20 protein-coding genes are annotated in these 20,451 nt (G+C 72.4%); 13 read left to right on the top strand and 7 right to left on the bottom strand.

Going from position 1 to position 20,451, the window contains the following annotated elements:
- The first annotated feature begins 36 nt into the window (after nt 1-36).
- The 7 genes from AC0HI0_RS47330 (at nt 37) to AC0HI0_RS47300 (ending at nt 5,462) form a co-directional block, all read left to right on the top strand.
- Nucleotides 37-387 carry a rhodanese-like domain-containing protein gene (locus AC0HI0_RS47330; RefSeq protein WP_480930000.1) on the top strand — a complete coding sequence of 117 codons (351 nt, stop codon included), beginning with the start codon at nt 37-39 and terminating at the stop codon, nt 385-387.
- A gap of 67 nt (nt 388-454) precedes the next feature.
- On the top strand, nt 455-910 hold the full coding sequence (locus tag AC0HI0_RS47325) for a thioredoxin family protein (protein ID WP_480929999.1): 456 nt from the start codon (nt 455-457) through the stop codon (nt 908-910).
- A gap of 77 nt (nt 911-987) precedes the next feature.
- Complete coding sequence (locus tag AC0HI0_RS47320) at nt 988-2,139, top strand: MFS transporter (protein WP_480929998.1); 1,152 nt, start codon at nt 988-990, stop codon at nt 2,137-2,139.
- 25 nt (nt 2,140-2,164) lie between these two features.
- Nucleotides 2,165-2,668: a DUF2199 domain-containing protein gene (locus AC0HI0_RS47315; protein WP_480929997.1), complete on the top strand. Its 504-nt coding sequence runs from the start codon at nt 2,165-2,167 to the stop codon at nt 2,666-2,668.
- Between the two features lie 191 nt (nt 2,669-2,859).
- Complete coding sequence (locus AC0HI0_RS47310; protein ID WP_480929996.1) at nt 2,860-3,657, top strand: IclR family transcriptional regulator; 798 nt, start codon at nt 2,860-2,862, stop codon at nt 3,655-3,657.
- Nucleotide 3,658: 1 nt separating this feature from the next.
- The gene (locus tag AC0HI0_RS47305) at nt 3,659-5,023 is read left to right on the top strand and encodes a DEAD/DEAH box helicase family protein (RefSeq protein WP_480929995.1); all 1,365 of its coding nucleotides are present in this window, start codon (nt 3,659-3,661) and stop codon (nt 5,021-5,023) included.
- A gap of 97 nt (nt 5,024-5,120) precedes the next feature.
- On the top strand, nt 5,121-5,462 hold the full coding sequence (locus AC0HI0_RS47300) for a DoxX family protein (protein WP_480929994.1): 342 nt from the start codon (nt 5,121-5,123) through the stop codon (nt 5,460-5,462).
- Here the strand turns inward: AC0HI0_RS47300 and AC0HI0_RS47295 are convergent.
- The gene (locus tag AC0HI0_RS47295) at nt 5,420-6,226 is read right to left on the bottom strand and encodes an alpha/beta fold hydrolase (protein ID WP_480929993.1); all 807 of its coding nucleotides are present in this window, start codon (nt 6,224-6,226) and stop codon (nt 5,420-5,422) included. The genes AC0HI0_RS47300 and AC0HI0_RS47295 overlap by 43 nt on opposite strands.
- A gap of 228 nt (nt 6,227-6,454) precedes the next feature.
- On the opposite strand from AC0HI0_RS47295, the gene AC0HI0_RS47290 reads away from it, so the two are divergent.
- The gene (locus AC0HI0_RS47290) at nt 6,455-8,923 is read left to right on the top strand and encodes a collagenase (RefSeq protein WP_480929992.1); all 2,469 of its coding nucleotides are present in this window, start codon (nt 6,455-6,457) and stop codon (nt 8,921-8,923) included.
- A 7-nt stretch (nt 8,924-8,930) separates the two neighbouring features.
- On the opposite strand, the gene AC0HI0_RS47285 is transcribed toward AC0HI0_RS47290, so the two are convergent.
- The gene (locus AC0HI0_RS47285) at nt 8,931-9,884 is read right to left on the bottom strand and encodes a LysR family transcriptional regulator (RefSeq protein WP_480929991.1); all 954 of its coding nucleotides are present in this window, start codon (nt 9,882-9,884) and stop codon (nt 8,931-8,933) included.
- Between the two features lie 128 nt (nt 9,885-10,012).
- On the opposite strand from AC0HI0_RS47285, the gene AC0HI0_RS47280 reads away from it, so the two are divergent.
- A complete protein-coding gene (locus tag AC0HI0_RS47280; protein ID WP_480929990.1) occupies nt 10,013-11,419 on the top strand; it encodes an aminopeptidase P family protein in 1,407 nt (468 codons plus the stop codon).
- A 124-nt stretch (nt 11,420-11,543) separates the two neighbouring features.
- Here the strand turns inward: AC0HI0_RS47280 and AC0HI0_RS47275 are convergent, their stop codons facing one another.
- The gene (locus AC0HI0_RS47275) at nt 11,544-12,107 is read right to left on the bottom strand and encodes a snapalysin family zinc-dependent metalloprotease (protein WP_480929989.1); all 564 of its coding nucleotides are present in this window, start codon (nt 12,105-12,107) and stop codon (nt 11,544-11,546) included.
- Between the two features lie 292 nt (nt 12,108-12,399).
- Between AC0HI0_RS47275 and AC0HI0_RS47270 the strand changes: the two genes are divergently transcribed.
- Together AC0HI0_RS47270 and AC0HI0_RS47265 are read left to right on the top strand one after the other, a co-directional pair.
- Entirely contained in the window at nt 12,400-13,290 is an 891-nt protein-coding gene (locus AC0HI0_RS47270; RefSeq protein WP_480929988.1) for a hypothetical protein, read from the top strand.
- A gap of 19 nt (nt 13,291-13,309) precedes the next feature.
- Nucleotides 13,310-13,666, top strand: a complete 357-nt coding sequence (locus tag AC0HI0_RS47265; RefSeq protein WP_480929987.1) for a DUF6086 family protein — start codon at nt 13,310-13,312, stop codon at nt 13,664-13,666.
- Here AC0HI0_RS47265 and AC0HI0_RS47260 read toward each other — a convergent pair.
- From AC0HI0_RS47260 to leuA, 4 genes are all read right to left on the bottom strand, one after another.
- Entirely contained in the window at nt 13,663-14,175 is a 513-nt protein-coding gene (locus AC0HI0_RS47260; protein ID WP_480929986.1) for a hypothetical protein, read from the bottom strand. The two genes, AC0HI0_RS47265 and AC0HI0_RS47260, sit on opposite strands and share 4 nt — an antisense overlap.
- Before the next feature lie 151 nt (nt 14,176-14,326).
- Complete coding sequence (locus AC0HI0_RS47255; RefSeq protein ID WP_480929985.1) at nt 14,327-15,256, bottom strand: hypothetical protein; 930 nt, start codon at nt 15,254-15,256, stop codon at nt 14,327-14,329.
- A 192-nt stretch (nt 15,257-15,448) separates the two neighbouring features.
- Nucleotides 15,449-16,234 (bottom strand): ABC transporter ATP-binding protein, encoded by a 786-nt coding sequence (locus AC0HI0_RS47250; protein WP_480929984.1) that lies wholly within the window; start codon nt 16,232-16,234, stop codon nt 15,449-15,451.
- Complete coding sequence (gene leuA, locus AC0HI0_RS47245) at nt 16,231-17,973, bottom strand: 2-isopropylmalate synthase (RefSeq protein WP_480929983.1); 1,743 nt, start codon at nt 17,971-17,973, stop codon at nt 16,231-16,233. The genes AC0HI0_RS47250 and leuA overlap by 4 nt, the downstream gene beginning before the upstream one ends.
- Nucleotides 17,974-18,161: 188 nt before the next feature.
- Here leuA and AC0HI0_RS47240 point away from each other — a divergent pair, with 188 nt between their 5' ends.
- Nucleotides 18,162-18,845 carry a FadR/GntR family transcriptional regulator gene (locus AC0HI0_RS47240; RefSeq protein ID WP_480929982.1) on the top strand — a complete coding sequence of 228 codons (684 nt, stop codon included), beginning with the start codon at nt 18,162-18,164 and terminating at the stop codon, nt 18,843-18,845.
- A 49-nt stretch (nt 18,846-18,894) separates the two neighbouring features.
- Nucleotides 18,895-20,442 (top strand): nucleotidyl transferase AbiEii/AbiGii toxin family protein, encoded by a 1,548-nt coding sequence (locus AC0HI0_RS47235; RefSeq protein WP_480929981.1) that lies wholly within the window; start codon nt 18,895-18,897, stop codon nt 20,440-20,442.
- Nucleotides 20,443-20,451: the final 9 nt, after the last annotated feature.

Genomic DNA, 20,451 nt, shown 5'->3' with positions numbered 1-20,451 from the left:
TGGCACGCCCCGCGGCTCGGCCGGAAAGGATTTGCCATGTTGCCGTTGATCACCCGTGACGAACTCCGCAATGGCCTCGAAGCGGGCACGTTGGTGGCGGTCGACACGATGCCGGCGGCGTACTACGAGAAAGAGCACCTGCCGGGTGCGGTGAACATTCCCGGATTCCCCTACGAGGAAGCGGCCGGGTCGACCGACCGGCACGCGCCGGCCGTCCTGCCGGACCGGACCGCAGAGATCGTCGTCTACTGCGCCAACGCCCCCTGCCGCAACAGCGAGTTCGTCGGCGCCCGGCTGATCGAGCTGGGCTACCCGAACGTGCGCAAGTACCGCGAGGGCATCGAGGACTGGGTGGCGGCCGGTCTCCCCACGGTCGCCGCGCCCTGAACGCCGCCGCGCACATCGCCGCACGTCCGCACGTCCCCGCACATCCCTGCACAAGAGGAGATCCACCATGCCCAAGTTCGGAACCTGGCTGCGCGCCGGCGTCACGGCGCTCGCGGTGGTCGCGGCCGGCGCCTTCGCCGCGCCGGCCCACGCCGCCCCGGCCGGCGACGCCGCGATCAGCGCGGCGAACGTGATCACGGTGACCTCGGCCAACCACGCCGAGGTGCTGGAGATGTCCAAGACCAAGCTGGTGGTGCTGGACTTCGGCGCGACCTGGTGCGGCCCGTGCCGGCAGATGAAGCCGGTGATCGAGCGGCTGGCGGGCGAGTACGGCGGCCGGTTCGTGCTCGGCGAGGTCGACACGGACGTCAGCCGCGACCTGTCGTCGCGCTACCGGATCCAGTACCTGCCCACGCTCGTGCCGATGCGCAACTCGGCCGAGCTGTCGAACTCCCGCAACGTCGGCTACCGCGGCGAAGCCGCGTTGCGGGCGTGGATCGACGCCCAGCTCGCCAAGGGCTGATCCACCACGACGCCCCGGCGCGGCCCACTGCGCCGGGGCGTCCGGGCCCGTCCCCCTGCGACCGGAAGGACCGGGCCGTGCGGCCGGAACTCCCCCTGCGAGCGCTGTGCGCGCTGGCCGTGATCGTGCTGCTGGGCTGCCTGACCGAGGTGCTGCCGGCCGGGCTGCTGCTCGGGATGTCCGCCGACTTCGGCGTCTCGCCGGCCGCCGCCGGGCAGCTGGTCACCGGCTACGCGTTGACCACGGCGCTGACCGCGATCCCGTTGACCGCGCTGACCTCCCGGCTGCCACGCCGGTCCGTGCTGCTCGCGCTGGTGCTCGGGTTCGCGGTGACCAACCTCGTCATCGCCGCTTCTCCTTGGTACGCGGTGGTGTTCGTGGCGCGGATCGGGTCCGGCGCGATCACCGGCGTGATGTGGTCGCTGGTCGCGGTGTACGCCATGGCCATCGCGCCGCCGGCCCGGGCCGGCCGGGCGCTGGCCGTGGCGATGGCCGGGACCCCGCTGGGTTTCGCGGTCGGCGTGCCCGCCGGGACGCTGCTCGGCGAGCTGGTCGGGTGGCGGTGGGCGTTCGCGGTGATGGGCCTGGTCGCCGTGCCGCTGTTCGCGTGGGTCGCGGCCGTGGTGCCGCCGATCCCGGCGACCGCGCCGACCGGCGACCGGCGGGGCGTGCCGGGGATGTGGCCGGTGTTCGTGGTGGTGGCGGGCTTCTCGTTGGGGCACAACCTGCTCTACACCTACCTCGGTCCGGTGCTGGCCGGGTTCGGGCGGGCCGGGCTGCTCGGCGCGGCGCTGCTGGTGTTCGGCGGTGCGGCGGTGGGCGGCATCCTCGCCGTCGGGGCGGCGCTGGACCGGTTCCCGCGTGCGGTGCTCGCCTGGTGCCCGGCGCTGACGGCGGTCGGGATCGCGCTGCTGGCGTGCTCGGACGGCGCGCCGCCGGTGGTGCTGGCGGCGGTCGCGTTGTGGGGCTTGGCCTTCGGCGGCGCGCCCACGGCGTTCCAGGCCGTCACGGCGGTGGTCGCGGGCCGCACGGCCGACCGCGCGCAGTCGCTCACGATCGCCGCGTGGAACGGCGCGGTGGCCGGTGGCGCGGCGCTGGGCGGCGTCGTGCTCGACCACGCCGCGCCCGCCCTGCCGTGGACGGCCGCCGCGCTGATGCTGGTGCCGCTCGCCGGCTCCGCCCTGGTCCCGTTGGCGCGCAGGGGAACCACCGCCGCGGCCGGGGCGTGAACCGGCCCGTCCTATGCTCTGGCTCATGACCGGGACCGGCTACCTCTGCTCGTGCTGCGGGAACAGGCACGACGATCTTCCCTTCGCGTACGGCGTTCCCGCGCCCGCCTACTGGAGCGCGGACCTGGCGAGCGATCCGAAATCCCTGCTCTCCGACGAGCAGTGCGTGATCGAGGGCGAGCACTTCTTCCTCCGGGGCCGGCTGCTGCTGCCGGTGGTGGACGCCGACGAGGATTTCGAGTGGGGCGTGTGGGTGTCGCTGAGCCGGGAGAACTTCGCGCGTGCCGCGCGGGTGTGGGACGACCCGGCGCGGGTCGACGAACCGCCGTACTTCGGGTGGCTGAGCACCGTGCTGCCGCTCTACGACCCCTCGACGCTCAACCTCAAGACCAACCTGCACAGCCAGGCGGTCGGCACCCGGCCCACGGTCGAACTGGAGCCCACCGACCACCCGCTGGCCGTCGAACAGCGCACCGGCATCACGCTCGACCGCGTGCGGACCATCGCCGAACTGCTCCGACACCCCTGAGTCTCCGCAAAAATGTGGCCCCGGCCGCTTCCGGCAGTCGGAAGCGGCGGCCCGACCGAGCGGCGCCCGCTTTCCTGACCACCCGATACGGTGTTGTTCACGCACGGACTTCCGTTTAACGGAAGCGAGTGCTTTACCCCCGCACGGCCCCGCGAGGATCCTCCTACCCGCCACAGGGGAGCGGAGGGCGGATGGCACAGGGGAATGGGCGTTCGGCGACGTCGCGTGCGCTGGACCTGCTGGGGGCGTTCGACATCAGGCACCCCACGCTGACGTTGACCGAGCTGGCGGCGCGCTGCGCGATGCCGCTGGCCACGGCCCACCGGCTGGTCGCGGAGCTGGAGGCGTGGGGAGCGCTGGAGCGCAACGCGGACAACCGGTACCAGATCGGCACCCGGCTGTGGGAGGTCGGGCTGCTGTCGCCGGTGCCGCGCCGGCTGCGGGAGATCGCGCTGCCGTTCATGCAGGACCTGTACGAGAAGAGCAAGGAGAACATCCACTTCGCGGTGCGCGACGGCCACGACACGCTCTACGTCGCCAAGCTCACCGGGCACCGGGCGGTGCCGATAATCTCGCGCGAGGGCAACCGGCTGCCGATGCACTCGACCGGCGTCGGCAAGGCGCTGCTCGCCTTCTCCAGCGAGGAGTTCATCGCCACCTACTGCGCGCGCCCGCTGGTCCGCTGCACCCGGCACACCATCGTCGAACCCGGCCGGCTGCGCCGGGAACTGGCCGCCACCCGCGACCGGGGCTACGCGCTGACCAGCGAGGAGATGACGCTCGGCTCGTGCTCGGTCGCGGTGCCGGTGTTCGACGCGCGGGACCGGATCGCGGCCAGCCTCGGCCTGGTGGTGCACAGCGTGCGGGAGAACCTGACCAGGTTCGTGCCCGACCTCAAGGCCGAGGCGGCGAAGATCGCGAAGATGATGGTCGAACACCGCTGCGACCCGTACCCCGGGTTCGTGCACGACCTGCCGCGGGGAGGCTGAGGTGCTCTGGTACCAGTGGGTGCTGCCGGTCGCGAGCGGCGCGGTGGCGGCCGGGGTCCTCGCCGTGCTGCGCTCCGCGACGGGCCGGCGCAAGGTGCCCAACGCGTTGTCCCACAAGGTTTCCCGCCGGCACTACCTGGCCGCGGTGCTGGCCATGTCGCAGCACGCCGACGTGCACCGGCTGGACGCGTTCGTGCCGCACCTGCGCCCGGCGGGCGACAACGCCCTGCTGCGCGACATCCAGGCCGCGTGGCAGCGCGTCAACGCCGACCACGGCGTGCGGCTGGTGACGCGGCAGAGCCGGGAGTGCCTGACGGCGGCGGCCGAACTGCTCAGCCGGGGCATCGACATCCGGGTGGCGTCCGCGCTGAACACCGACGAGCTGTCCTACCACGTGTTCACCGGCCTCGCTGACCACACCGTGCTCAACCACCGCGACGGCACCCGCGACCGCCCCAACCGGCTGGACGGGATGTCGCCGGCGAAGGTGTTCCAGACCCACTTCGAGCAGGTGTGGGACCAGTCCCTGCCGCTGGAGTCGGTGCTGGCCGACGAGGTGCTGCGCGGCGCGCGCCGGCGCGGCGACCGCGACGAACTCGCCCGCGAACTGCGGGACCTGCGCTCGAAGTACGCGCTCGACGCGGTCGCGGTGAACGCGGTGGTCCGGCACCTGGCGTTCCGCGACGCCGCGCCCGTGGTGTTCGTGACCGGGCTTCCCGGCGCCGGGAAGTCGTTGGTGCGCAAGCGGTTGACCGCGAAGCTGACCGAACTCCGGTTCCAGGTCGACGAGCTGACCGACTACGTCTACGCGTTCCACGACTTCGTGCACAACGTGCTGCTGCTCGACGAGGAGCGCGGCCACGGCTTCACCGCCGACGCGGGCGGCGCGTTCCGGGTGGCCAGCGAGGAGGCCCTGCGGCCGGCGCTGGACGCGCTGGCGCAACGGGTGTGGCGCAACATCTCCACGTCGTCCATCACGCTGGTCGAGTTCGCCCGCTCGGACGTGGTCAAGGCGCTCGACGTGTTCGGCGAGTCGGTGCTGTCCTCCAGCCACCTGATCCACGTCCGGGCGTCCACCGAGGTCCGCACGGCCCGGCTCGGCGCGCGGGCCCAGCCGCCGCGCATCCACGTCGCCGAGCCGGACATCACCATCACCGTGTCCGACGACCACCGGCTGCCCAGCGTGGTGGCCAACTCGCTCTACCTGGCCGACGACTACGGCAAGCTGCGCGCGCACGACAGCGTCGCCGGGCGGGTGCACGCGATCGACAACGAGGTGGACGACCCGACGTACGCGAAGGTGGACGGCGAACTCGACGGGTTCATCGAGGACATCGTCCGCCCCTACCGCGCACTGGCCGCCTGACCAGCACGAACGGCGAAGTTCGGGACAGCCGGTCACATTCGCGGGAGTCGTTGCGTCAAGGCTGTGGCAGAGCCGGACAACCGCAGGAGCGATTCCCATGGGCACCACTTACCTCGTCGTCACCGTCCTCGGCGCGTCGATGGCGGCCTTCTCGGCGGTGTCGATCTTCGTCCACGCGAAGTGGGTGGTCGAGCCGCTGGCCGCCTACCGCGTGCCGCGCGCCTGGTGGACGTGGCTGGGCGTGGCGAAGGCGGCCGGCGCGGCGGGACTGGTGGCCGGGCTGTTCGTGCCGGTGGTCGGCACGCTCGCCGCGATCGGCCTGATCGCCTACTTCACCGGGGCCGTGGTCACCGTGCTGCGAGCCCGGTGGTTCGGCCACGTGGCGTTCCCGCTGGTCTACCTGGCCCCGGTGGTGGCGTCGCTGCTGCTCGCCGGGTGACCGGGCCGGTCCAGGAAGTCGGCCAGGACCGGCAGCAGCAGGTCGGCGCGGCGGGTGGCGGCCATGTGCGTGGTGCCGGGCAGCACGGCCAGGCGCGCGCCGGGGATGAGGCGCTGCATCAAACCGGCGTGCTCGACGGTGGTGAAGTCGTGGTCGCCCTGCACCACGAGCACCGGCGCGGTGATGGCGGCCAGTTCCTCATCGGACCAGCCCCGGAGGGCGGACGCCACCCCGGAGAGCTTGGCGAAGAACCCGTCGAAGCGCTCCGGGTGCGGGGACAGCCGCAGGTAGGCGTCGCGGAACTCGGCGAAGTCCCGCGCGGAGGGCAGCCGGGTCGAGGTGGCGTGCCGGGACGGGTCCGCCAGGTCTTCGTGCATCCCGTCCGGGCGCACGCTCGCCGAGATCGGCACGACCGAGCGCACCCGGTCCTGGTGGCGCACGGCCAGTTCCAGCGCGACCTCGCCACCGAGGCTGTGCCCGAGGACGTGCGCGCGGTCGACGCCCAGGTGGTCGAGCAGGCCGACGACGTCGGACGCGAGCGCGGCGAGCGTGATCGTGCGGTCGGTGTCGGCGGTCCGGCCGTGGCCCTGGAGTTCCACCGCGATCACCCGGTGCGTGCGCGACAGGGTCGGGATGAGGGTGGCGAAGTTGATGTCGATGGTCAGCATCCCGCCGTGCACCAGCACCAACGGCGTGCCCTCGCCGTGCAGTTCGTAGTACATGTGCACGCCGTTGACGTCCGCGTAGCCGCTGTCCTGCGCCATGGTCGTTCCTTCCGCCGGTCCGTTGCCCTCACGGGAGCGTCGAACGTCGAACGCCCCGATCGACACCCACCGATGTGACGCCAGTCACCACCCTGTCATAGCGCGGGGCTATCGACGGTTGGCATGACCACGGGTCAACGGCCTGTGTGACGCTGCGCCCAGAGCGGTTCCCTGCCCCTCAGCCGGCGCAGATCCCGTGCGCGGCTCACCCGCGAAGGACGAAAACCCATGGCGTTCGCACGCTTCCGACGATGTGCCTCCCTGTCCCTGCTGGCCGCCCTCACCGCGGTGACCGCGGTGCTCCCGGCCCAAGCCGGTCCCGCCGACCGCGACCCCGGCGCCCGGACCCCCGACCCGCGACACCCGATCGCGCAGCGGCACCTTCCGGTCGACCAACGCGCGCCGCTGTCGGCCTCCAAGCTCGAACTGCGCCGCGACTACGGCGCGCCCGAGCAGCCCGCGCGCCCGTCGGCCCGCGCGGCGGCGTGCAACACCGCCGACTTCACCGGCCGGACCGGGTCGGCGCTGGTCGCCCAGATCCGGTCCGCCACCACCGACTGCGTCAACACGCTGTTCAACCTGACCGGATCGGACGCCTACAACGCGTTCCGCGAGGCGCAGATGACCAGCGTCGCATACGGCTTGCGGGACAACGGTTCCGCGTACCCGGGCGACAACTCGACCGGCACCGCGCAGCTCACCCTGTACCTGCGCGCGGGCTACTACGTCCAGTGGTACAACGAATCCGTGGTGGGCCCGTACGGTCCGGCGCTCAAGACGGCGATCCAGTCCGGTTTGGACAGCTTCTTCGCCAACCCCAGGGCGTTCGACGTCAACGACGCCAACGGCGAGACCCTGTCCGAGGCGGTCACGCTGATCGACAGCGCCCAGCAGAACGCGCGCTACCTGCACGTGGTGAAGCGGCTCCTCAACGGTTACAACACTTCCTACGACACGTCGTGGTGGATGCTCAACGCGGTCAACAACGTCTACACCGTGCTGTTCCGGGGCCACCAGGTGCCCGAGTTCGTGACGGCCGTGCAGCGCGACCCGAGCGTGGTGGACACCCTCCAGAGCTTCGCGACCAACCACCTGGACCTGCTCTCCGGCGACCGGAGCTACCTCACCTCCAACGCCGGGCGCGAACTGGGGCGGTTCCTCCAGCACACCGCGATGCAGGCCAAGGTCCGGCCGCAGGCCAAGGCACTGCTCGGCCGGTCGTCGATCACCGGGCCGACCGCGCCGCTGTGGGTCGGTGTCGCGGAGATGACCGACTCGTACGACAAGGCGAACTGCGCCTACTACGACACGTGCGACCTGCCGGACCGGCTCAAGGCGGCCGTGCTGCCGATCAACCACACGTGCAGCTCCACGTTGCGGATCCGTGCGCAGCAGATGACCGCCGACGAGCTGTCCAAGACGTGCGCGAGCCTGCTGGCCCAGGACGCCTACTTCCACCGCGTGGTCGCCGATCCGGGCCCGGTCGCCGGTGACGGCAACACCAGCCTGGAGGTCATCGCCTACAACTCCAGCACCGACTACCAGACCTACGCCGGCGCGATGTGGGGCATCGACACCAACAACGGCGGCATGTACTTGGAGGGCGACCCGTCGGCGGCGGGCAACCAGGCGCGGTTCATCGCCTACGAGGCGGAGTGGCTGCGGCCCTCGTTCGAGATCTGGAACCTCAACCACGAGTACACGCACTACCTCGACGGCCGGTTCGACATGCACGGCGACTTCGCCGCGGGCATGACCACCCCGACGATCTGGTGGGTCGAGGGCTTCGGCGAGTACATCTCCTACCACTACCGCAACGTCTCCTACGACGCCGCGATCACCGAGGCGGGCCGCCGGACCTACGCGCTGAGCACGTTGTTCGACACGACCTACGCGCACGACACGACCCGCATCTACCGCTGGGGCTACCTCGCGGTGCGGTACCTGGTCCAGTCGCACCCGGCGGACGTGGCGCGCGTGCTGGGCTTCTACCGGACCGGTGACTGGACCGCCGCGCGCACCTACCTCAAGTCGACCATCGGCACCCGCTACGACAGTGACTGGTACAGCTGGCTCTCCGCGTGCGCGGCCGGTTCGTGCGGCGGCGGCACGCCCACCAACAGCCCGCCGGTCGCCGACTTCACGGCCACCGCGAACGGCCGGGTGGTCGCGTTCGCCGACCGCTCCACCGACCCGGACGGCACGATCGCCGCGCGGCGCTGGGACTTCGGCGACGGCACGACGGCCACGACCGCCGCGCCCAGCCACACCTACACCGCCGACGGCACCTACACCGTGCGCCTGACCGTGACCGACAACGGCGGCGCGACGGCCACCGCGACCAGGTCGGTGACGATCGGCGGCACGACCGCCTGCTCCGGGTCCGACACGCGGGAACTGGGCCGCAACTGCGGGCGCGCCGACCGTTCCGCGACGAACTCCGGCTACGACTACCTGTACCTGCCGCTGCCGGCGGGCACGAAGTCGTTGCGGATCACCGCGTCCGGCGGCACCGGCAACTGCGACCTGCTCTACAGCGGCAGCACGTGGGCGACCTCGGCCACCGCGACGCACCGCTCCACCGGGGCGGGCAACACCGAGTCGATCACCGTCGCCAACCCGGCCGCCGGGTACGCCTACGTCAGCCTCAAGGGCGAAACGGCGTGCTCGGGGGTCACCGTCGGCACCCTCTACTAGCCGGCCCTCAGCCGATCGGCGGGTGCACCTCGCGGTGCTCCACCCACCACGACCGGAACGACGGACTGGCCAGGGCGTGCTCGGTGTACGCCCTGGCCACCTCGGCGTACATCCGGTTGGCCTGGTCCCAGTCGACCCGCTGCCGCCGCCAGGCGAGCACCAGCCGCAGCCGCAGCGGCTCGCCCGCCAGCGGGCGCACCACCAGGCCCGGCCCGCCCGACGACGTCGGCTCGACCAGCTGCACGGCCTTGCCCGCCGCGATGAGCTGCCGGCCGCCGCCGCTGGGCACCTCGAACCGGATCTGCGGGCTGAACCCGGCCTTGCGGCAGGCGGCGCGCAACGCGGCCAGCGAGCCGTCCTCCGCGCCCGGCGGGCTGATCCACGCCTCGTCGGCCAGGTCGGCCAGCTCGACCTCGGCCGAACAGGCCAGCGGGTGCCCGGCCGACAGCGCGACGAACACCGGCACCCACGGCAGCAGGATCCGCTGCGCGAGGTCGCGGTCGAGGGCGATGTCCTGGTCCTCGGAGATGCCGATCACCGCGGCGTCCAGGTGGCCGTGCGCGAGGGATTGCGCGAGCGCGGTCGCGGACGGGTCGACGTGCAATGAGATGTCGGCGTCCGGCAACCCGTTGTCGAGGCGTTCGTAGAGCGTCGCCACGCATTCCATGTGCACCGTGCCGAAGCGGATCGGACCGTCCCCGCCGCCGGTCAGGTCGGCCCCGAACGAATCCAGCTCGACCAGCAGCAGCCGGGCCCGGCGCAGCATCCGGTCGCCCAGCTCGGTCGGTGTCACGCCGGTCCGGCTGCGGTCGAACAACTGGCCTCCGACCAGGCGTTCCACCCGCTGGAGCAGGGTGGTCAGGGACGGCTGGGAGATGCCGAGCCGGGCCGCCGCCCGGGACACGCTGCCCGCGTCGGCGATGGCGCAGACCGCCCGCAGGTGCCGGATCTCCAGGTCCATAGGACGAGCCTATAGCCGGACGGGATTACCCGGAAGACCTCTGCGGTGGCACGCTCGGCACCGGCGGAGTGGTTTTCCGGAATGGACCGGGGAATTCCCCGCGAATCGATGCAGGACAAGGGGGAGAGTTGAACAACCGCACCCGCCGGGACATGGCGAAGCTGGTCGACGCGGACGGGTTCCGCACCTGGGTCCGGGACGGCTGGGCCGACCCGGACGCCCGCACCGACCTGGTGCCCGGGGCCGCCGAGGCCGCCGCCGCGCACCGGGAGCGGCTGTCCGCCGCGTTCCCCGGACAACGCCTCGCCCTGGCCGCCGGCCGGCCCTCGGTGCGCTCCAACGACACCTTCCACGGCTTCCGCGCGGACACCGATTTCGTGTGGCTGACCGGCTTCCTCGGCGAGGGCGCGGTGCTGGTGCTCCAGCCCGCGGCGGCCGGCCACGACGCCGTGCTCTACCTGCCGACGCCCGCCGAGACGCACGAGGTCGATTTCTTCGGCGACGCCGACCGCAGCCCGTTCTGGGTCGGCGCGGTGCCCGGCCCAGAACGGTGGGAGGCGGCGCTGGGCGTGGTGTGCCGACCGCTGGAGGACCTGCCGCGCGGGCTGCGCGGCCGGCACCCGGCGACCCTGTCCGGCGGCGGAGACCCGTTGCTGGACGCGCTGGTCGGCGGGCCGAGCGCGGAACTGCGGCGGGTGCTCGCCGAACTGCGCCGGGTGAAGGACGACTGGGAGGTCGACCAGCTGCGCCGCGCCGTCGCCGCGACCGTCGAGGGTTTCGCCGACGTGGCGCGGGAACTCGGGACCGCCGTGCGCGGCGGCGGGGAGCGCTGGCTGCAGGGCACGTTCGACCGGCGGGCGCGCACCGCGGGCAACGGTCCGGGCTACGCCTCGATCGTCGCCGCCGGGCCGAACTCCCCGGTGCTGCACTGGACCCGGTGCGACGGCGCGGTGCGCGAGGACGACCTGCTGCTGCTCGACGCGGGCGTCGAGGCGACCACGCTGTACACGGCGGACGTGACGCGCACGTTCCCGGTGTCCGGCGAGTTCGGTGCGGCGCAACGGCAGGTGTACGACCTGGTGCACGACGCGCACGTGGCCGCGCTCGCGCAAGTGCGGCCGGGCAACGACTACCGGGCGTTCCACGACACCGCGATGCGCGTGCTGGCGGAGGGGCTGCACGACTGGGGCCTGCTGCCGGTGTCGGTCGACAAGGCGCTGGACCGCGACGGCCAGCACCACCGCCGCTACATCGTCTGCGGGACCGGCCACTTCCTCGGCCTGGACGTGCACGACTGCGCGCGGTCCCGGCCGGAGTCCTACCAGGAAGGCGTGCTGGAGCGGGGAATGGCGCTGACGGTCGAGCCGGGCCTGTACTTCCACCCCGGCGACCTGACGGTGCCGCCGGAGCTGCGCGGCATCGGCGTGCGGATCGAGGACGACCTGGTGGTCACCGCCACCGGGGCCGAGGTGCTGTCCGCGGGCCTGCCCATCACGGCGGACGGCATCGGCGCCTGGGTGTCGGGACAGGGCTGACACCCCGGGCGCGGCCTTAAATGATGTGCGGGTGGACGGCCGCGATACCGTCCACCCGCACACCGGCGAGGGTGCGCACCCTTCAGCCCGCCCGACCCACCCTGCGGGGACCGGGCAAGTCACCTCACGCGGCGGTGAGCGCCTCCGCCGGTGCCGGCCACGAGTCCACGGCCCACTCGACCGGCCCGCTCCGCTCGGCCCGGAAGCCGCCCGCGAAGCTCTGGTTCACCCAGTTCGCCTCACCGGCGCTGGGGTTGGGGTTGCGGCACGCCGTGCCCGCGCTGCCGCCCGACATCAGGATGTTGCAGTCGCCGTTGTAGTTGTCGCGCAACCCGAGCGAGTGGCCCATCTCGTGGACGACCACGCGCAGCGGCGAGTAGCCCTGGTTGATCTGCGTGCGGTCCAGGATGATCCAGCCCGACCCGTGGCCGATGGAGGCGCGCGAACCGCCGCTGCTGGTCACCGAGATCTGGATGTTGCCGCCGCTGGAGACCTGCGACATCCGGATGTTGGGCACCTTGCTGTTCCAGATCTGGATCGCCTGCGGCACGTAGGAGGCGTACTCGCCACCGCCGCTGACCGTGATCGACCGGGCCTGGATCTGCGCCGGGGCGGCGACCGCGGGCGCGGCCAGCACCAGCGCCGAGAGAGCGACCCCGGTGGCCGCCGCGAGAATTCTGCGAAGCAATTGTCAACTCCGTTCTGACAGGGGGAGAAGTCGACCCGCAGGGATAATTCCCGATCAGCGCAGGGGAATTGCGATTCGCCGATCGGAAAGCAGGACAGCCTCACCGTACTGGCCGACCGGTCGGCCACAAGGGGAACGCGTATCGCCCTGTGGACTCCCCGTACGGCCGGTCGGACGGCGATCCGGGAGGTGCAGGTGGGATACGATTTCCAGGCGACGCCGGGCCCAATCCTGGAAAAACCCTGTAATTCCGGGTGCGGCCCGGGGCCACGGGCGCAGTCGGAGGTGTGGCATGGGAAGCAACGCCGGTACGACGTTCAGCGGCGCGCTGCGCTCCGCCATTCGCGGCAGCGGGTTGACGTTGCAGGGCGTGCAGGCGCGGCTGGCCCGGCGCGGCACGCCCGTCTCGGTGGCGGCGCTGAGTAGCTGGCAATCCGGCACGAACCGACCGGAACGCCCCGGCTCGCTACGCGCGGTCACCGAATTGGAAGTACTGCTCGGCTTGGCCTCCGGCGCGCTGCTCACCCTGCTCGGCCCGCGCCGGCCGCGCGGCCGGCACACCGCCGGGCACCCCCGGTCCGACGTGCTGCCGCAATCGGACGCGGTCGCCGAACTGGTCGACCAGATCAGCCCGGACAAATTCGACGGAATCCGCCTGCTCTACGTCGAGGAACACGTCCGGGTCAATCCGGACCGGACCTTGCGCGAAGTCCGCACCCGATCCGTCGCGGAAGCCGTGCGGGACGGCGTGAGCCGCTGTTTCTCGGTGAACTTCGCGGACTCGGCGGACGACCTCGACCTGGTCCGCACCGAAGCGGTCGACCGCTGCCGGCTGGGTCGGGTGCGCCGCGACCACGCCCGCCGGGTGGTCGGCGCGGAACTGCTGCTGGAACGCTCCTACCGGTCCGGCGAGGTGTTCTCGCTGGAATACCGCTCGATCATGGGCCAGCCGGTGTTCGACCGCGAGTACTTCCGGGCGTTCACCACCCCGGTGTCGCTCTACGTGCTCCAGGTGAGCTTCGACCAGGCCATGCTGCCCATCCGCTGCCACCGGTTCGAGGCGCCGACCTGGTCGCAGCCCAGGGCCGACCGGGAGATCGACCTGGTCGACCGGCGCAGCGCGCTGGTCGCGGCGCAGGACGTGAAATCGGGTATGTACGGTGTGCGCTGGGAGTGGACCTGAGAGTGCCGGGGGTCGTCGGGTGAGCTTCTACTTCGGGCTGGGCGACGGGATCGCCTGGTCCCCGGCGCTGCGCGTCGGCGGCCTGTTCGAGACGATCGCGGTGCGCCTGGCGCGGGACCACGGCCTCGACCACGGGTTCCGGTACGACGCGAGCGACACGGTCGAGATCGACCTGTCGGCGTTCACCGCGTTCGTGCGCGCGCTGCTGGACAGCTCGGTGACGGCGCACCCGGAGTACCGGGTGCTGGCGTCCGGGTTCCTGGCGGTCTGCTGCGCCCTGCTGCGCGAGGCAGGAGTGGCGTTCGAGCCGGAAACCCCGCAGCAGCGGGAGATCCAGGACCTGACCGACCGCATCGGCAGCCTCGCCTACGGCTAGCGGTCCTGGTAGTTCAGCCAACCGCACACGTAGTAGTCCTGGCCGTCGCGTTCGACGTTCCACGAGTAGACGACCTCGCCGGACTCGTACCCCGTGTCGACGTCGAGCCGGGTCAGCCGGGCCTGCACGGTCACGTGCTCGACCTCCGGCGGGATCTCGTACGGCAGCAGCTCCCACCGGCCGACGAAGTAGCCGTGGAGCGCGAAGCCCAGCAGGGTGTGCCGCAGCCGGGGGCAGCTCGCGCTGCTCAACGCGAGCATGTCGTGGTTGGCCAGGCCGTTCATGTAGACCTGGAACACCCGGTCGATCGCGGCGGGCACCAGCGGCTCGCGCGTCGGGTACGTCGGGGTGTGCGTCCGGGGCTCGGCGGTGCTCGGCGCGGTGTACGTCGTCGCGGCGGCCGGTCGGTCCTGCCACGCCGGCACGGGATTGCCCCTGACCGTCGTGCAGCCGGTCAGGGCGGCGAGCAGAGACAGGACGGCGGCGACCGTCCCGACGCGCGGTGCCATGGACGCCGTCCCCTCCCCTGTGCGGTGGCACCATGCTGCACCGCGCGGACGCCGTGCCACGCCCGCCGGCACGAACCTGCCAGGGCGACGCCGAGGCGCCCGGCGTCGGACCCACCGACACCGGGCGCTTCGGGATCCACAGTGGACAGTGCTAGAGCGTGCAGTGCTTCTGCGTGTCGACCCGCACCCGCTGCCCGGTGAACTCCTCCAGCACGGAGATGTTCTCCGGCGCGTAGTTCGCCGCGGTGATCTTGTCGGCGTTCGGGCCGCCCAGCTTGCCGGTGTAGGGCGCGGACTTCTCCAGCCAGTACGCCGTGCGCAGGAACTGGGTCAGGACCAGGTCGCGCAGCTTGGGCTCGTTCTTGATCTTCGCCCAGTAGCTCGGGTACCGGTCCTTGGCCACCCGCAGGTACAGCAGGAGGTACCGCAGGTTGGTGGCCGCGATGTCCCGGGCGTTGCTCGCCCCGACGCCCTTGATGAACTCCTGCAGCACGGTCACCGCCGGCAGGCCGGTCAGGCCCGCGTTCAGCTCGGCCAGCACGCCCTGGAGGTGGTAGTCGCCCTGCGTCCGGTCGCGCAGGTAGATGCCGTCCATCGAGTCCGAGTACTTGTCCTTGATCAGCGGGATGATCTCCTTGCGGGCGAACCCGTCGTGCAGCGGCACGACGGTCGCCTGCCGGGAGGCGTTGATCCACGCGGCGGTGTGCACGTTCCACCGGGTCCGCGCCGGGTCGAGGTCCCACATGTGGGTCTCCTCGTGGATCGCCACCATCATCGACTCGGCGAAGCCGTCGAAGCTGGACTTGTTCACGAACTGGTTCCAGTACTGGTCCTTGGCCTGCGCGATGGCCAGCGCCTCCCCGCTGGGCCAGCGCCGCTTGTACACGGCCTGGAGGGTCTGCATCCAGTTCGAGGAGTTGAACGACGCCTTCAGGTCGCTCACGTTCGCCGTCGGCTGCGACGGTTCGTCGTAGCAATACGGTGCGGCGGCGGCCGTGGGGACGGCGGCGGCCGCGGTGCCCGGACCCAGGGTCAGGGCGAGCAGCGCGATCACCACGCGCAGACTGCGTTTACGACTCACAGGGAACCTCGTTTCGGAGCGGGGCGCGCGCGGGTCATGGCAGGGCCGCGCACGGTGCGTGCTCGTCGTCTGGGCGGACCGTACCGACGCGCCGCCCCGCTCCCCCACTCCCAGATCCCCATAACACCGGCCCGGCCGTCCGGGGGTGCCGGGCAACGCCCGAACGGCAGACCCCGAACGGCCGGAGCGCGGTCAGCGCCGGGCCGCGCGCACGCCCCACCGCCCGTCGACCCTGGTCAGCCGGATCGGGTGGTCGAAGCACTTGCTCACCTGGTCGCTGGTCAGGATCGCGTCGGCGGGCCCGGCGGCCAGCACGCGGCCCTCGCGCAGCAGCACGGCGTGCGTGGTGCCGGTGGGCAGTTCCTCCATGTGGTGGGTGACCAGCACCGACGCCAGCCCCGGGTAGCTGTCGCGGAGCAGGTCGAGCCGTTCCAGCAGCCGTTCCCGGCCGCCGACGTCCAGGCCGGTGGCCGGCTCGTCGAGCAGCAGCAGGCGCGGGCTGGGCATGAGGGCGCGCGCGATCAGCGCCCGGCCGCGTTCGCCCTGCGACAGCACGGTCCACGGCGCGTCCCGGCGGTCGTCCAGTCCCAGCAACCCGATCAGCCGGTCGGCGGCGGCGACCTGGCCCGCGTCGGGCCGCCACCGGGGCACCCACTCCGCGGTGTTGGTCAGGCCGGTCAGCACGACCTCGCGCACGGTCAGCGGCGAGCGCGGTCCGTGCCGGGGGTCGACGTGGCCCACGTGCGACCGCAGCTCGCGCAGGTCCACCCGGCCGAGCCGGTGGCCCAGCACGTCGACGGTGCCCCGGGTGGGGTGCCGGATCGCGCCGAGCAGGCCCAGCAACGTGCTCTTGCCCGCCCCGTTGGGGCCGAGCAGCGCCCAGTGCTCGCCCGCCCGCACGGTCAGCGACACCTCGGACAGGATCAGGTTGCCGTCCCGGACCACGTCCACGTCCCGGACGTCGAGCACGGCGGTCATGCGCGTGCCCGGTTCACCGCGGCGAGCACCGCGTGCACGGACGCGGTCAGGATCGAGGTGTCCCAACCCGATCCCCACCGCGCGACGCCGTCCACCCGGCACTCGGCGTACGCGACGGCCGGGCTCCCCGGCCCCACGTCGGTCGCGTGCTCGGAGTAGGACAGGATGTCGACCACGATTCCGGCTGCCCGCAAGGCATCCGTGAACGCCGAGAGCGGGCCGTTGCCGACGCCCTCGTACGCACCTTCGCGTCCGTCGACCTTGAGCACGCACGAGAACCGGTGCTCGCCGTCGACCACCTGGGCGGACCACGATGCCAAGGTCACCGCGCCGTCCAGCGCGGGAGCGAGGTAGGTCGCGCCGAACAGCTCCCGCAGTTCTTCGTGCGCCAGCTCCCGGCCGGTCTCGTCGGTGATCTCCTGGACCACCCGGGAGAAGTCCGGCCGCAGCGCCTTCGGCAGGTCCAGTCCGTGGTGCTGCCGCAGCAGGTGGGCGATGCCGCCCTTGCCGGACTGCGAGTTGATCCGGATCACCTCCTCGTAGGTGCGGCCGAGGTCGCCGGGGTCGATCGGCAGGTACGGCACGTCCCAGGGCGCTTCGCCCGCCGGCACGCCGAGTTCGGCGGCCTGTTTCGCGTGGTGCGCCATGCCTTTCGCGATCGCGTCCTGGTGGGTGCCGGAGAACGCGGTGTGCACCAGCCCGCCGGCGTAGGGGTGCCGCACGTGCACCGGCAGGCGGTTGCAGTGCTCCACCACCTCGCGCACGGCGTCGATGTCCGAGAAGTCGATCATCGGGTTCACGCCCTGCGTGTACAGGTTGAGCGCCAACGTGACCAGGTCGACGTTGCCGGTGCGCTCGCCGTTGCCGAACAGGCAGCCCTCGACCCGTTGCGCGCCCGCCAGCAGCGCGAGTTCGGCGCACGCCACGCCCGTGCCCCGGTCGTTGTGGGGGTGCACCGACAGGATCACCGACTCGCGGCGGGTCAGGTGGCGGTCCATGTACTCGATCTGGTCGGCGTACACGTTGGGCGTGGCGATCTCCACGGTCACCGGCAGGTTGTGGATCACCGGCCGGTCGGGGGCCGCGTCCCACAACTCCGTCAGGCTGTCGCAGACCTCCAGCACGTAGTCCGGCTCGGTGAGGTTGAAGACCTCGGGCGAGAACTGGAACCGCACGCCCGGCCGGTCGCCGACCCGGCGGGCCAGGTGACCGGCCGCGTCCAGGATCATCCCGTGCAGCGCGGTGCGCGAGCGGCCGAGCACGACGTCCCGCCAGGTCGGCGCGGTGGCCGTGTACAGGTGCACGACCACGTCGGGCAGTCCTTCGACCGAGTCCACCGTGCGGTCGACCAGGTCGCGGCGGGCCGGGGTGAACACGACCACCGTGACGTCGTCGGGCACCGCGCCCTCGGTGGCCAGGTGGCGGACGAAGTCGAAGTCGGTCCGGCTGGCCGACGGGTAGCCGACCTCGATCTCCTTGAAGCCCATGGCCACCAGCAGGTCGAAGAACCGGCGCTTGCGGGCGGTGTCCATCGGCTCGGCCAGCGCCTGGTTGCCGTCCCGCAGGTCGACCGGCACCCAGAGCGGGGCACGCTCGATCCGGCGGGTCGGCCAGGTGCGGTCCACCAGGGGCACCTCGACCCGGTCGTGGGCGGGCCGGTAGCGGTGGTGCGGCATCGCGCTCGGGCGCTGCCGGTTCCACCGGGGCGCCTCGGGCGCGGGGACGTCGGGAATGGTCATGGTCGGGGGTCGCTCCCACTCGGGTCGGACGGACGACCGGCACGGCCCGGCACCCGCTGGGGGGCGGCCGGTCCTGGTCAGGCCCCGCAGCGGCGACCGAGGAGGAGGAGTTCCCGGAACGACACGGGGTTAAGATAGCCACGAACCAACTCCTCAGACAACCTGAGGAGTGACGAGAGGTGGGTCACATGCCCCCGGGACTCCTGCGGCCCTCGCCCCTGGTCGAGCAGGCCGTCGACCACCTGCGCGGCCGGATCGCGGCCGGCGAGTGGCCGGTGGGCGGCAAGCTCCCGGCGGAGACCGCGCTGGCCACGTCCCTGGGCGTGGGCCGGTCGACGGTCCGCGAGGCGCTGCGGGCGCTGGCCGGCGCCGGCCTCGTGCAGGCCCGCCAGGGCGCGGGCGTCTTCGTGCTGGCCACCACCCCGGACGAGGACTGGCCCACCACGCTGCGCCGCGCGGCCGTCACCGACGTCTACGAGGTGCGGGTGGCCGTCGAGGTGGAAGCCGCCGCACTGGCCGCGCGGCGGCGGACCGACGCCGACCTGACGGCGTTGCGCGCGGCGCTGGCCGCCCGGCGCGCGGCCGCGGGCGACGCGGAGTTCGTGGCCGCCGACATCGACCTGCACGCGGCCGTCGTGGCGGCGGCCCACAACCCCGTGCTGGACGCCGTGTTCGCCGACTTCCGCCCGGTCCTCCAGCGCGCCCTGGTCGACCTGGTCGAACTGCTGGCGCTGCGGGTCACCGACCCGAACACCGGCGACCCCGCCCACGCGGCCCTGGTCGACGCGATCGCGGCCGGCGACCCCGGGGCCGCGCGCCGGGTGCTGCGCGACGAACTCGACCGGACGCTGGAGCGGCTGCGCGCCCGTTGAGCGGAAAATCCCGGCGGGGCGGGGCCCGGTCGGTGCCAGGATGCGTCCCATGATCTCCGGCGACTTCGAAATCCACCTCACCGGCTCCGAGTGGGAGGTGGGCGGACTCGCCGCGTTCGCCCGGTCGCACGGCGTGAAGTTCAGCCACATCGTCCTCGCCCGGGGTGCGACCCCCGTCCAGCCGATGCTGACCGTGCCCGGCAGCGGCACCCTCGCCGAACTGCGCGGACTGGCCGAGCGGTGGAAGTCCGCCGTCGTCGGCGCCGGGCTGCACGTGCTGCGGGTGAAGGTCGAAGCGGCACCCTGGAACGACGGCGTGCCCCGGTCCGATGAGGACGCTCCGCCGGACCGCTACTTCGAACACCACGTGAAGGTGCTGCTGCCCACCGAGGACCGGGAGGCCAGGTACGCACTGTCCACTCTGGTCGAGCCGCACGACGCCCGCGTGTCGCGCAACGCCCGGCGCGAGCACGACGACTCCCGCGAGGAGCGCTTCGTCACCCAGCGCTGCCCCGGAGTCGGCCGGGCAACCGCGAGCGCACGACTGAAAGCGCTGGTCACCACGCTGGAGAGCAGTCCGTTCGAGGTGCTGGAGGTCGAAGAGGAGTACGTCGTGGACGACGACGCGCTGCACGTCGACCGGGGCTGGTTCACCTCCGACGACCAGACGTGGTGGCACCACCTCGACGAACGGGCGCGCACCGCGCCGGCCGGCACGCCGGACTACCCGTCGACCTACCTGCCGCTGCGGGTCGAGCCGGGGCGCGACATCCGGCAGCGCGCCGCGTTCGAACCGGCCGTCAAGCAGTTCTCGCGGGCCTTCCGGGCGGGTGAACCGGTGTTCGGGGACCCGGCGGAGGGGCTGCGGTGGCGGGCCGCCCGACGAGCCGCGATGGCGCACGTGCTGGCGCTGGTGGCGGCCTCGCCCTCGGCCGGGAACCTGGTGCTGCGCGGCAGCGTGCTGCTCAAGGCGTGGTACGGCGACGCGGCGCGAGAACCCGGCGACCTGGACTTCGTGGTCGTGCCGACGTCGTTCGCGCACGACGGGCCGCAGGCTCGGGACCTGCTCGCCGGGCTCGTCGCGGGGGTCGCCGGCGACCCCGGCCCCGGGCTGCGGGCGGACCTGGCGGTGTCCGAGCACATCTGGACCTACGAGCGGGTCCCCGGCCGCAGGCTGGTGTTCCCGTTCGACGTCGAAGGTCTGCCGCAGGGCACCGTGCAGGTGGACCTGGTGTTCGGCGAACCGCTGCCCGAACCGCCGGTCACCGCCGTGATCCCGCCGCTGGGAACGTCCGTCCTGGCCGCCTCGCCGGGCCTGTCGCTCGCGTGGAAGCTCCAGTGGCTGGCCACCGACATGCACCCGCAGGGCAAGGACCTCTACGACGCGGTGCTGCTCGCCGAGCACACCACCGTCTCGCTGGACCTGGTCCGCGAGCTGATCCGGCCCGAACTCGCGGCGGAGGCGGACGGCTTCACCGCCGCGTCCGTGCTGGAGTTCGAAGTGGACTGGGACAACTTCCGCTCCGACCGGCCCGACGTCGAGGGCGACCTGCCCGGGTGGCTGCGCAGGCTCGCCGACGCGCTCGCCCGGCCCTGACCGACCGGG

Source organism: Saccharothrix sp. NBAS 001, assembly GCF_056640475.1.
The sequence above is the reverse complement of the archived record's forward strand: the minus strand, read 5'-3'. Positions and strand labels throughout refer to the sequence as shown.

Excerpts from the sequence above, each read along its gene's own strand:
- AC0HI0_RS47330 (WP_480930000.1), top strand. The coding sequence starts at position 37 with ATGTTGCCGTTGATCACCCGTGACGAACTCCGCAATGGCCTCGAAGCG.
- AC0HI0_RS47325 (WP_480929999.1), top strand. The coding sequence starts at position 455 with ATGCCCAAGTTCGGAACCTGGCTGCGCGCCGGCGTCACGGCGCTCGCG.
- AC0HI0_RS47315 (WP_480929997.1), top strand. The coding sequence starts at position 2,165 with ATGACCGGGACCGGCTACCTCTGCTCGTGCTGCGGGAACAGGCACGAC.
- AC0HI0_RS47310 (WP_480929996.1), top strand. The coding sequence starts at position 2,860 with ATGGCACAGGGGAATGGGCGTTCGGCGACGTCGCGTGCGCTGGACCTG.
- AC0HI0_RS47300 (WP_480929994.1), top strand. The coding sequence starts at position 5,121 with ATGGGCACCACTTACCTCGTCGTCACCGTCCTCGGCGCGTCGATGGCG.
- AC0HI0_RS47295 (WP_480929993.1), bottom strand. The coding sequence starts at position 6,226 with ATGGCGCAGGACAGCGGCTACGCGGACGTCAACGGCGTGCACATGTAC.
- AC0HI0_RS47290 (WP_480929992.1), top strand. The coding sequence starts at position 6,455 with ATGGCGTTCGCACGCTTCCGACGATGTGCCTCCCTGTCCCTGCTGGCC.
- AC0HI0_RS47285 (WP_480929991.1), bottom strand. The coding sequence starts at position 9,884 with ATGGACCTGGAGATCCGGCACCTGCGGGCGGTCTGCGCCATCGCCGAC.
- AC0HI0_RS47270 (WP_480929988.1), top strand. The coding sequence starts at position 12,400 with ATGGGAAGCAACGCCGGTACGACGTTCAGCGGCGCGCTGCGCTCCGCC.
- AC0HI0_RS47260 (WP_480929986.1), bottom strand. The coding sequence starts at position 14,175 with ATGGCACCGCGCGTCGGGACGGTCGCCGCCGTCCTGTCTCTGCTCGCC.
- AC0HI0_RS47250 (WP_480929984.1), bottom strand. The coding sequence starts at position 16,234 with ATGACCGCCGTGCTCGACGTCCGGGACGTGGACGTGGTCCGGGACGGC.
- leuA (WP_480929983.1), bottom strand. The coding sequence starts at position 17,973 with ATGACCATTCCCGACGTCCCCGCGCCCGAGGCGCCCCGGTGGAACCGG.
- AC0HI0_RS47240 (WP_480929982.1), top strand. The coding sequence starts at position 18,162 with ATGCCCCCGGGACTCCTGCGGCCCTCGCCCCTGGTCGAGCAGGCCGTC.
- AC0HI0_RS47235 (WP_480929981.1), top strand. The coding sequence starts at position 18,895 with ATGATCTCCGGCGACTTCGAAATCCACCTCACCGGCTCCGAGTGGGAG.